A 12,226-nucleotide genomic window follows, 5' to 3' on the forward strand; every position below is an offset into this window, starting at 1 on the left:
CTAATAATCTGATACATCAAGCCCTTTAGTTTTCTAAAGGGCTTTTTTATTAGCCATATAGATAAGAAATTTGACTGACGCTGCGCTTGTGTAAATAAAGGTAAATGATAACTATTAGTATTGAGTGTTTTCTTATTCAGGATTATGATGTAAAAATCAAAATCTAAGAGAGCCTTATATGAGCAAGCCTAGCCCTATCACATTAACCGTTACTCAAACCTCAACAATTACACCGAATATGCAGCGTATAACGCTGAGCGGTGAAGGGTTAAGTAAATACCCAACCGAATGTGCCGGCGGCTACATCAAGCTTTTGTTCTCGCCACTCGGCACCACTGATTTAAGCCAACTGAACGAAGGTGAGCGCCCAACCATGCGCACTTACACCATTCGTCAGTACAACCCTGTAAAAAAATGGATAGAGGTTGATTTCGTTCGCCACATCACCACAGATTTGCAATGTGGTTTTGCCGCAAGGTGGGCAATGAATGCAGAAGTCGGAGACACGATTTCAGTGGCAGGACCAGGCTTAATTCAAGGGCTGAACCTTGAATCCGATTGGTTCTTCTTGGTTGCAGACATGACGTCACTGCCTGCACTTTCTGCAAAAGTGAAAACACTTCCAGAAACAGCAACGGGTCACGCTGTCATTCAGATTAATTCAGCAGCAGATAAGCAAACACTTGAAGTACCTCAAGGCATCAACATAACGTGGCTGATTGAAGATGGAACCTCAGAATCACTGTCACAAACAGTGCGTAACACAGAGTGGTTAGAGGGTCAGGTTGCGGTTTGGACAGCGTGTGAATTTGAAAGCATGCGTGAACTAAGACAGTACTTCCGCAACGAAAAAGAAGTCGCCAAAGAAAATATCTATATCAGCAGTTACTGGAAGCGTGGCGTCACTGAAGATGGCCACAAAGCGCTAAAACAACAGGATGCTCAGGCGCTCGCTGGTTAAAGCTGGTTATCGAATACTAAAACGTCCTTAACGAAGTTCATCTCGTTAAGGGCGTTTTGGTATGAATCCAATGAAGAGCAAAACCGAACTATCAGATTAAATACTCTCACCAACTTCAATCTCGTAGCCAAGATCGAGCTTCGCCACCCATTCATTGTTGCCTTGTAAACGCGCTACAACTTGCTCTGCAGCGACTTTACCGATCTGCTCCCTAGGTGTTACGACAGTCGCTAAACGCGGCGTCATCGCCACTGTGATGTCGTGTCCGTGGAAACCTGCAATCGCCATCTGCTCGGGTACTTGAATACCACGTCGTACACACTCGTAAAAAGCACCAATCGCTAAATCATCGTTAGTACAGAAAATGCCATTCACTTGTGGGTGTTTCTCAAGTAACTCACCAATCAGTTTTGCACCAAGAGTAAACGAGGAAGCGTCTTCCGTTTGCAGCGTCACTGGCGTTTTATCGGCTTCTTGCATTGCATGCTCGTAGCCCGCCATTTTCAAGCGAGTACGCTCATCCATACGAGCCGCTAAGTAAGCAATATCGGTTCGTCCTCTGTCGAGCATGGTTTTGGTCATCGCTCTAGCCGCTTCGAAGTTATCAAAGCCGACGGCTTGTTCAATTCTTGGCGACACTGAATCCATAATCTCAATCACAGGGATAGAAACGGTTTGGAGCATTTTACGCGCTCTGTCGGTATGCACGTTTTCTGAAAGGATAATCGCATCAACATTGTACGAGAGCAGCGAAGCAATGCTTTGTTCTTCCAGTTCAGCGCTATAGCCATAGTGAGCAATCATGGTTTGATAACCCGCAGGTGCGGTAACTTGCTCGATACCACGGATAACCTCAGCAAAAACTTGGTTAGTTAACGAGGGAACAAGAACACCGATAGCATTGCTTTTTGCGTTAGAAAGAATGTCTGGAGCACGATTAGGGATATAACCCAGTTCATCGACTGCAGCGTTGATCTTGTCTCGTAGTGCTTCTGATACTTGAGAAGAATCTCTCAGACAGCGACTGACGGTCATTTTAGTGACACCAACTAAGTTGGCAACATCTTGTAATGTGGGACGTTTTTTCTTATTCGACATAATTAGTAGTTATTATTTTTGGTTATGTTACTGGTAACAGTGTATCCAACTGAATTGGAATTTGAAGCCTTATCTAACAAAAGGTTGATACCGCGACAAGAACATAAAAACAGATATACTTAATGCTGCTTACAGTTCAAACAATAACGCCCTCATTGCGAGGGCGTTATACATCATTTAAGCGTTAACTTTTACTTCAGTTCTTGGAGACTGACTCCAAGTTACGTGAAACTTTTCGGCTTCCTCTCTATCCACGCGCGAATAGGTATGAGAACCAAAATAGTCACGTTGTGCTTGCAGTAAATTCGCAGGCAACACCTCGCAACGTAATGAGTCAAAGTAGCTTAATGCAGAACTGATCCCCGGCATCGGTACACCATATAGAGCTGAGTTCGCTACCGCGATGCGCCAAGCAAGCTCACGCTCTTCCACTTGTTTGATGAAAACCTCGTCAAACAACAGGTTCGCCAGCTCACCATTTTGTTGATAAGCCGATGTAATACCTTGTAAGAATGCTGCACGAATAATACAACCTGCTCGCCAGATCTTAGCTATTTGAGTGAAATCGAGATTCCACCCCTCTTTGTCTGACGCTGTCTTTAATAAATCAAAACCTTGCGCATAAACAGACAGTTTGGCGCAATACAAAGCATCATGAAGTTCAGAGACAACCTCTGTCTTATCCAACTGACTTGCATCAGCAACGTTGCCTTTTAGCAGTTTGCTCCCTTGAATACGCTGTGATTTTTGACCGCTCATCGCACGTGCATAAACCGCCTGTGCGATGGTTGGTGTAGGGCAACCTTCTTGTAAACTATTTACTGCTGTCCACAAGCCTGTGCCTTTCTGCCCTGCTTTATCAAGCACAACATCAACAAATGGTTTACCCGTTACAACATCTTCTTGCTGCAGAATATCGGCACTGATCTCCATTAGGTAACTATTAAGTACACCGCTGTTCCATTGTTCAAAAATTTGCCCAATCTCTTGAGCTGGCATTTCAAGTACATCACGCATGAACTGATAAACTTCACAGATAAGCTGCATGTCGGCGTATTCAATACCGTTGTGCACCATTTTCACATAGTGCCCAGCCCCTGAAGGGCCAACATACGCCGCGCACGCTTCACCCGCTTCAAACTGAGCAACCGGTAGTCCATTAGCATCCACTTTTGCAGCAATCGCTTCCCACATCGGTTTCACATATTGCCAAGCCGATTGGTCGCCACTCGCCATGAGCGCAGGGCCAACACGAGCGCCTTCTTCACCACCAGAAACGGCGGTGCTAAAGAAGCGCAGTTTGCCTTTGTAGCTCACTTCACGCGCCTCGGTATCTGTCCAAAGGCTATTACCTGTATCGATAACAATGTCGTCATTTTCTAAGCCAGCATCAAGCAAGCTATTCACGACGATATCGACAGGTTTCCCAGCAGGAACCGACAAAGCGATTACACGTGGCTTCGCTAGCCCTTGCAGCACATGCTCAAGGCTAGTCCCTTGTGTGAACTGACCTTTACCAGTAAACGATTCATTAAGCAGCTTTGCTTCTGAACTGGCGCGCTCAATGTTGTCGGCGTTCAAATCAAAACCTGCTACGTTGAATCCATTATCAAGTAGGTTGAGCGCAAGGCTTTTACCCATAACTCCTAAACCAATCATCGCGATGTCATTTTTTATCTGAGTCATGGTTTAGCCTATCTGCTTAATTTGTTTAAGTGCGCTTTCTACTACTTGCTCAACATCTTGTGAGATATCGACAAACAACGCTTCGCCTTCATTCGGCTCAACCAAGGTTGCGAATTGGCTCATTAGCATTTCTTGACCATTGAAGTAATGGTTCTCGCGCGCTTTATGGCGGTTCCAAATGGTGTCGAAGCTACCTTGTAGGTACACGATAACTAAGCCTTCGTTGCTCCTACGAAGAATATCTCGGTACTTCGGCTTCAATGCCGAGCAAGCAATTACGGCACTTGGCTGCTCAAGGTATTGTTTGTTTAGTGTTTCTAACCATCCTTGACGATCTTCGTCAGTCAGCGGAATACCTTGGCGCATTTTTTCAACGTTGCTTTGCGGATGGAAGTCATCACCATCAAAGAATTGGAGATCTAAAGCCTGCGCGATACGGCTACCAATCAGGCTTTTTCCGCATCCAGATACGCCCATCACGAGTATTTTTTTGCTTTTCATAAGGCAAGCCTTCCCTAAGCCCCAACCAAAACAGGGGCTGACAATCGAATCTAATAGTTAAACTTGTGTTGCTGTTGATAGGTTCCTGAACGTTAAACTCACTCAGGAACCTTCGCTGTTATTGCCACCAAAGCGCGAGCTGAGGGAAGATAATAACCAGTGCCAGAACCAATACTTGAAGTGCAATGAACGGCAGTAGTGAAGAGAAAATCTCACCTAAGCTGATGTCTTTTGGTGCTACTGATTTCAAGTAAAATGCCGCAGGACCAAACGGCGGTGACAAGAACGACACCTGCATGTTTAGGCAGAACACAACGCCGAACCACACAGGGTCAAAACCAAGACCAGTGATGATTGGAACGAAGATTGGCATTGTTAGAAGTGCCACACCTACCCAGTCAAGGAACATGCCTAGTACCAACAAGATAGCCATCATTATTAGTAGCGTTACTGTCGCGTTACCGCCACTGAGCGCAAGGATGGTTTCTTCAACAAAATCAATGCCGCCCATCAGGTTGTAGATACCAACCAATGCACTTGCACCGATACCAATCCACATGATCATGCCGCAGGTACGCATGGTTGCGATGGCACTCTCTTTCAACATGCTGAAGTTCAGTTCACCACGGATTAGCGCACTGATCATGATACCAACTACACCCAATGCAGACGCTTCTGTTACTGAAGCAATGCCTGTGTAGATACTGCCCAAAACCGTTGCGACAGAAAGCAATGGGAAGAACAGAGCTTTGAAGTAGCTTGGCTGATTGGCGATGTCTTCTTCTGTCTCATCATCACTTGGAATAGGCGCAAGAGAAGGGTTTAGCTTACAGCGAATCAGCACGTAGCCGATGTAACAGCCAGCAAGAATAAACGCGGGTAAGAATGACGCTTTAAACAAATCGCCAATTGATACGCTGGCAGTCATACCGTAGATGATCAGTACGATACTTGGTGGAAGCATGGTACCAAGTGCGCCACCCGCACAGGTTGTGCCGATAGCAAGCTTACGGTCGTAACCTAAACGAAGCATTTGTGGTAGAGCAAGAATACCTAGTAGTACCGTTTCACCACCGATAACGCCCGACATCGAAGCCAAAAGAACCGCAACTAATAGCGTTTGAACTGCCACACCACCACGAACTTTACGGCCGACAGATTTCATTGCATCAAACAAATCGCGAGCAATGCCCGAACGGTCTAATAAAGCCGCCATCAAAACGAACATCGGTACTGCTAAGAACACATAACCAGAAGCAAAACTGTAGGTACGACTTGCGATCAAAGGTAAGGCATCAGGGCCAAACCAGCATAGAGTGAAGAAAATCGCGACAAAGCCTGTTACGAACGCTAGCTGCATACCGGTCAGTAGCAAGCCAATCATCATAACCAGCATGAGCAAGCTGCCCCATGCGATACCAATAGAAGATAAATCAAACATCGTCATTCTTCCTTAGACCCATCAACTCTTGGATTAGGTGCAATGCAAACTGGACAACAAGAACACACAAAACGACAAAAATCAGGCCTTTCAGCAGCGCAGGATAAGGCGCGTTTAACACTGAACCTGATGTTTCAAGGCGGAATTCACCCCATGGTGCAAACCATGATTCTTCTGCAGTGAAGTAAGCCGCGTAAGCGAGCATGCCAGCGAAGGCTAAACCAACAATGTGATGAACAAGGTTTAAATATTTACGTGCTTGGTTAGAAACTGAATCGTAGATAAGAACAACACGTACATGTTTATTTGCGGCAAACGCGTAGATACCACCAATAATGAATAAAGAACCGCCGATGAAAGAAGCTGTTTCATGTACCCATGTGGTCGGGGCATCGAATGCGTAACGCATCACAACTTCATAAAATGAAATCAATACAGTAAAAATAAAAAACCAGCTCACGAGATTACTGAACTTTATAACAAAACGATCAAGCACATTTCTTGGTTGCTCGTCGTTTTCAGCTGGGGCATGGGGAGTTTTGTCTGTCATGGGCCAAATATCCTGGGAGAATACGGGAGAGCAATGCCCTCCCCCGTCAGTAAACTAAGTTTAAATTACAGTAAGCCGTTTTCTTCTAGGAACACAGTCACTGAGGTATAAACTTTTCCTGCGTTATCAGAACGCTCTGCAAATACCTTCCATTGGCCTTTCGCGATTTCACGGAACTTCTTACGCTCTTCTTGAGACCAGTCATGGATAGTGATTTCTGGGTTCGCTTGAGCTTCTTTCAGTGCTGCTTGATCAGCCATTTTCAGCTGAGTTGTCATGTCGTAAGAGAAGTCACGCACTGATGTTTGCAGAATTGTTTGTAGATCAGCTGGCATCTTGTCCCACTTCTTCTGAGATACAGAGATATCGATAAGAGGCAGTGAGTGGAAGCCCGGTTGAACTGGATGAGTAGCGATATCGTTCATGCCCGCTTTTTGGTTGGTAGAGAATACCGTGTAGTCCGCGGCATCAATTACGCCTTTGCTTAGGCCAGTAAATACTTCAGAACCCGGCAGGTTTACTGGAGTAGCACCCGCGGCTGCAAATACTTGTTGAACTAAGCCTTCAGGCGCACGTAATTTCAGGCCTTTAAGATCCGCAACACCATCGATTGGCTTTTTAGAAATGAAAGATTCAACACCTGTCGTAGAAGCACCAACAAACTGAACTCCGTAAGGCTTGTACAGTTCGGTCATTAGCTCATTACCACCACCGTAGTTCATGTACTGAAGCAGTTGTGTTGTGTCTGACCATGCGCCAACCATGTTACCGATAAGACCAAATGCTGGATCTTTACCTGAGAAGTAACCTGTTGCTGTGATGTGACCATCTAGGATGCCCATTTTGATCGCGCCTAGCGTTTCTGTGTGCTTAACCACAGCGCCTACAGGCAGAAGATCGATATCAATACGTCCGTTAGACATCGTCTCTACGCGCTCAGCCCACTTCTGCTGAACTTTGAAGTTCAAGTCGCCAGAAGGATCTGAAGATTGAATTTTAAGTTTAAAGTCTGCAGCCATTGCTGAAGTAGCAAATAGACCAGTGAGGGAGGCAGCAATCAGCGTTTTAGTCAGAGCTTTCATTTGGGTATCCTTATGAGTTTCACAGAGTCCGGTTTGTAATTATATGTTACCGGTAACGTTGAGATGAATGTTACCGGTAACTTTACAGCCTTGTCTATGAGAAGGATCACATCTTTAACATTAGTAAAACGTTTGCTATCAATAAGAAAAATGCGACTGAAAAGTCACATTATAGGTTGGAGGTAGGATTTAATTTCTTTTTAAGTCAGTGAGATAACTAAGCCAGCAATGATAAACATGACGCCTACACCACGTGTAACGTGCCACTTTTCCTTTAAAAAGTAGATCCCCATCACTACGCCGAAGATGATACTTACTTGCCTAAGTGCCACAACCAAGCTGACGTTCTCTGTCATAGTCATTGCAAATAACACCAAACCATAAGTCGAAGCCATCATGATGCCAGCAAGTGTTGCTCTTTTACGCAATAACCAAGCATTATGAAATTCGATTCTTTGGTTGGTTACGAATAACCAAACACCCAGCGGAATCACAATCGCCCAAAACTGAATGCCTAGGTAGAAAATCGCAGTGTGTTTGTTAGTAATGATTTGTGTGCTTAGAGGCTCTAATAATAGAAGCGCCTCTTTATCAATGATGGAATAGCCCGTGGTACCAATAGCGGCGATTAACGCCCACAGCACGCCAAGGTTCAGATACGCTTTTAACCTAAGATCTGAAAACTGCTTAAGTGGTACAAACAAGCAGCCTAAGGTTATTAAAGTGAACCCAGTCCATTGGTTCGCCGACAATTCATAGCCTATCAACACCGTGCCTAAACCCACCATCAACACGGGCAGTGCTCTTGCCATTGGGTAAATCACGCCGATATCAGCCTGTTTATAGGCTGCCCCCAAGCCGATCAAATAGATGATTTGGCAAATCCCACTCAAGAAAACCAGTTGCCAAAATGGAAGTAAGATATTTGACAGTCCAACACTGTGAACATACCAGATCAAGTAAGGCGTCAATATCGCGGCAGCGGCAAAGCCAGAGGCTAAGAAGAAAGACGAGCCCGAGCCTTGATTGGATTTACCTAGAACATTCCAACCCGCGTGAAGTAAAGCCGAAATGATCACGATTACAATCGCAGAGAATTCCATTTCATTCCTAAATTATTGATGAATTAGCACAACGGCTGACAACAGGTGATAAAAAAGGCCTCCGAATAAGAGACCTTTGAGCGTTTCAATTGGGCAATCCTGCATAATTGCAGGTATGCCAACGTTATAACGTATGACTAGCGCTCTAGCTGTGCGATCGACTCAATGCTGATCGCGTCATGACGCCAATATTCAATATCGCAATCAATCAAATCACCATCTTGATTATAGTTAACACGCTCGACCACCATAGCCGGAGACCCTGAGGTCGCACGCAGTGCTTGTGCTGTTTCGCCAAGCAAAGACGTTGTACTCACGCGGTAACGGATCTTCTGATACACAACACCAAAGTGCTCTCGGTAGATGTCAGTCAACGATTTAGACAAGTCGTAGTCAAGCAAGTTAGGGAACAGCTCAGGTCGAATGTAGTTCGTCACATACACAACCGGTCTGTCTTCAAGGTAGCGAACTCTGTCCACTCGATAAACATCTGAGAACGGTTGAAGATTAAGAAGCTTTGTCGCTTCCTTGGTTGCTAACATCCCTTTCGCCGACACCAACTCTGTTTTCGGCTTACGGTTCTGAGACAAAGCCATGTTAGTGAAGTTCAACGTTTGCGTAGGATCGTAACGAAGCGGATCAGGAGAGATAAACCAACCACGTCGGTCTTCTCGATAAATACGCCCTTCCGCTTCAAGTGAAGACAAGGCTTCGCGTAACGTAACACGTGTGGTATCGAACGATTCAGCCAGTTTACGCTCAGCAGGCAGTTTCTGTCGCGGCGTTAACATCCCCGACTCTATCTGCTCTACGATGACATCTTTGATTTTTACGTACTGCACTTCATTTCCTTTTATTCTTGTTCTTGTCGTCAGCCACTCCTTGGCCAACTGCAATATAAAATGATTTGCTAGCGCTTACGCCAAGCTTGGGTGCGCTTCTCGAATAACTTATTGATTAACATATGAATCAACTTCGCGCTCGCTGCCGATATCATGATCATCACCGCCATGGCAGCTGCTGCACCCGTTTGCCCTGCATCGTCCATATTCAGTACTGAAACTGACGCAGGTATCGTATCGGTAGAATACAAGAATACTACCGCAGATGTCGTGGTAAGTGCATTAATAAACAGGTATGTCGCAATATCTAAAATCGCAGGCAGACAAACTGGCACCGTCACCTTAAAGAACAGCTTGTATTGCGGTAAGTTCACCGAGGCTGCGGTCGCTTCAATTTCATCAGGTAGTTGTTTTAATGCAGTCAACGCCGTCATGTGACCGACTGTGTAGTAGTGAACTACGGTGTTAATAACCAAGAACGCCATTGTTCCGTATAGGAAATTTAAAGGGTTACTTAAATCGTTGAAATAAAAAATATACCCTAAACCAAGTACCATGCCTGGAACCGCCATCGGTACCACACTGAGCATTTGCATTGCTTGACGAATAGGGCCGAATGCTCTGCCTTTCTCAATGCAATAAGCACCCAAGAAAATCAATACCGTGCCGACAATTGCTGTCCATGCGCCTAGCGTTAAAGAGTTGAAGAATGGCGTCCAACCGTAAGTACTCATCTCAGAAAAATTATAGTTATTTAGTGTTAACGCCTTGTTCCAAGGCCAGAACGTGACCATTGACCCGTATATCGCCATACCCAACACAATAATCACAGCCGCCGATATGATGGCGCAATAAAGAAAGCACAACCCATCACGTAGAGTGCTTGGTTCTGGTTGGTACGCGACAGAGCGAGTATCAAATAGACTCTTCTGCTTCTTTTGAACCCAGCGATCAACGGTAAACGCCAATAATGCAGGCAACAGCAAGATGATACTGGTCACTGCACCCATCGAGAAATTCTGTTGCCCGACCACCTGTTTAAATATGTCGGTCGATAACACGTTGTAACTACCACCAATCACCTTCGGTACGCCAAAGTCACAAACGACCAATGTAAACACAACGATCAAAGTGCTGATCAAACCATACTTTGCTGCTGGTAACGTCACCATAAAGAAGGTTTTCAAAGGTGAAGTATTTAAGGCTCGTGCCGCTTCATAAAGACGAGCGTCAGAGGTTCTCAATGAAGTAGTTAAAATCATTAAGGCATGTGGAAACGTCCAGAATATCAAGCCCAATGATATGCCAATCAAACCATAGATCGAATTACCCCCTAATACTTCCTTAGCAATACCTTGGTTACCAAACAGGAAGATAAGACTAATCGCGGGAAGCAATGACGGAGCAAGAATCGGCGCTGAACCTAGCACTTGAAAAAGCCCCTTAAAAGGCATGCATGAACGGGTCAGAGCATAAGCATAACCAAACGCTAATACACCAACTACGACCGTGACTAGCAGACCCAAAGTAAAAGTGTTCCCTACAGATTGCCAAAGGCTTTGAGAAGCGAAGTACGTGGCGAAATTCTGTAAACCTACAAATTCACCGTCTGCGTTCTGAACGCTTTTTTTCAACATTGCCCACAATGGCATCAGAATAAACAGTGTCATGACTACAGACAAAAATGCCAACAGCCCAAATAGAATTACGTTGTCTTTACTTAACCGAGCAAGGAAAGGTTGTACTCGTCGCTGAATTAACAGTTTAGATTGCATCATTTGAGTCGATTCCATGATTGTTTACGCCGCCTCGTCTTCCATCACTTGCAGGCTTTTCGTTGGGTAAGCTCTCAGGCCATCTTGATCAAACGCGACATAACGAATATCACTGCGGCGGAGCTTCAATCGATTGAACTCTTTGACTGATACATCAACGATGATCTCTTTCGCCGTTGAGTCATGTTGCAATTGACATTCAACACGATAAAACGCCCCTAAGAATTCGCTTGATACGATTCTCACGGGTAATGACTCACTAAAACGATCCACAAACTGGATTTGCTCTGGACGAACGGCAATATCGAAAACATCACCAAGTTTTGGAGTGAGGTTATCTAAACCCGGCAACGGTAACATCGACTCAGCAATACGTATCTTGCCTTGCGCCGCAACAGAAGCTTGAATGAAGTTCATGCTGCCAACAAACTCAGCAACAAAACGACTGACGGGTTTTTGGTAGATCTCTTGTGGAGCACCTACTTGCTCAATGACACCATGGTTCATCACCACAATTCGGTCTGCCATCGTCAAGGCTTCATCTTGGTCGTGCGTCACCATAATAGTGGTGATACCTAGCTTGCGTTGCAGTTGGCAGATCTCGTCACGCAAATGTGTTCTTACCTTCGCATCCAACGCAGAAAGAGGCTCATCGAGTAGCAACAAGCCTGGAGACAACGCTAACGCGCGAGCCAGAGCAACACGCTGCTGCTGTCCACCAGATAGCTGATTTGGGAATTTCTGACCAGACGTTGGTAAGCCGATAGTCTCTAACCAAGACTCAACCGTCTCAAGGGCTTCTTTGGTCGACATGCCTTGGTTTTTTAGACCAATCGCAATGTTTTCTTCCACAGTGAGATTTGGAAACAAAGCGTAAGATTGGAACACGATGCCAAAGTCGCGCTTTTCTGGTGGCAAGAAGGTCGTATCATTACCGTTCTGCTCAATAGAACCTGAAGTTGGCAAGTCTAGACCTGCAATCGCACGTAATAAGGTGGTTTTTCCACAGCCGGACGGGCCAAGAAAACAGACGAACTCGCCTTTATCTATCGATAGGGAGATGTCTTTTAACGCTGTAAATTGGCCAAATTGCTTTACAACGTTTTCAATATTCAAATAAGTTTGGTTGCTCATACTACAGCACTCTCTACATGGTATATACCAAATTTAAACTGAGAATATTGCAG

The 12,226-nt window shown here is 45.1% G+C and carries 11 protein-coding genes; 1 reads left to right on the forward strand and 10 read right to left on the reverse strand.

Translation table 11 applies throughout. The annotated features are described in order from the left end of the window. Nucleotides 1-178 precede the first annotated feature (178 nt). Nucleotides 179-961 (forward strand): siderophore-interacting protein, encoded by a 783-nt coding sequence (locus AC3CIA_RS16480; protein WP_488519275.1) that lies wholly within the window; start codon nt 179-181, stop codon nt 959-961. A gap of 96 nt (nt 962-1,057) precedes the next feature. Here the strand turns inward: AC3CIA_RS16480 and gntR are convergent, their stop codons facing one another. The 10 genes from gntR to AC3CIA_RS16530 form a co-directional block, all read right to left on the reverse strand. After that, nucleotides 1,058-2,059, reverse strand: coding sequence for a gluconate operon transcriptional repressor GntR (gntR, locus tag AC3CIA_RS16485; protein ID WP_488519276.1), 1,002 nt, complete (start codon nt 2,057-2,059; stop codon nt 1,058-1,060). Between the two features lie 177 nt (nt 2,060-2,236). Beyond that, nucleotides 2,237-3,745, reverse strand: a complete 1,509-nt coding sequence (gndA, locus tag AC3CIA_RS16490; RefSeq protein WP_488519277.1) for an NADP-dependent phosphogluconate dehydrogenase — start codon at nt 3,743-3,745, stop codon at nt 2,237-2,239. A gap of 3 nt (nt 3,746-3,748) precedes the next feature. After that, nucleotides 3,749-4,246 (reverse strand): gluconokinase, encoded by a 498-nt coding sequence (locus AC3CIA_RS16495; protein WP_473577873.1) that lies wholly within the window; start codon nt 4,244-4,246, stop codon nt 3,749-3,751. A 118-nt stretch (nt 4,247-4,364) separates the two neighbouring features. Then, the gene (locus AC3CIA_RS16500) at nt 4,365-5,687 is read right to left on the reverse strand and encodes a TRAP transporter large permease (RefSeq protein WP_010428786.1); all 1,323 of its coding nucleotides are present in this window, start codon (nt 5,685-5,687) and stop codon (nt 4,365-4,367) included. Further along, nucleotides 5,680-6,237 carry a TRAP transporter small permease subunit gene (locus AC3CIA_RS16505; protein ID WP_488519278.1) on the reverse strand — a complete coding sequence of 186 codons (558 nt, stop codon included), beginning with the start codon at nt 6,235-6,237 and terminating at the stop codon, nt 5,680-5,682. The genes AC3CIA_RS16500 and AC3CIA_RS16505 overlap by 8 nt, the downstream gene beginning before the upstream one ends. Nucleotides 6,238-6,302: 65 nt before the next feature. After that, nucleotides 6,303-7,319, reverse strand: coding sequence for a TRAP transporter substrate-binding protein (locus AC3CIA_RS16510; protein WP_016797095.1), 1,017 nt, complete (start codon nt 7,317-7,319; stop codon nt 6,303-6,305). A 200-nt stretch (nt 7,320-7,519) separates the two neighbouring features. After that, nucleotides 7,520-8,422 carry an EamA family transporter gene (locus AC3CIA_RS16515; protein ID WP_488519279.1) on the reverse strand — a complete coding sequence of 301 codons (903 nt, stop codon included), beginning with the start codon at nt 8,420-8,422 and terminating at the stop codon, nt 7,520-7,522. Nucleotides 8,423-8,559: 137 nt separating this feature from the next. Continuing rightward, nucleotides 8,560-9,264 carry a phosphonate utilization transcriptional regulator PhnR gene (phnR, locus tag AC3CIA_RS16520; RefSeq protein WP_017075809.1) on the reverse strand — a complete coding sequence of 235 codons (705 nt, stop codon included), beginning with the start codon at nt 9,262-9,264 and terminating at the stop codon, nt 8,560-8,562. Between the two features lie 68 nt (nt 9,265-9,332). Further along, nucleotides 9,333-11,042, reverse strand: coding sequence for a putative 2-aminoethylphosphonate ABC transporter permease subunit (locus tag AC3CIA_RS16525; RefSeq protein WP_488519280.1), 1,710 nt, complete (start codon nt 11,040-11,042; stop codon nt 9,333-9,335). Nucleotides 11,043-11,063: 21 nt separating this feature from the next. Beyond that, a complete protein-coding gene (locus tag AC3CIA_RS16530; protein ID WP_488519281.1) occupies nt 11,064-12,173 on the reverse strand; it encodes a putative 2-aminoethylphosphonate ABC transporter ATP-binding protein in 1,110 nt (369 codons plus the stop codon). Nucleotides 12,174-12,226: the final 53 nt, after the last annotated feature.

Source organism: Vibrio sp. QJM3NY_27 (assembly GCF_057785955.1).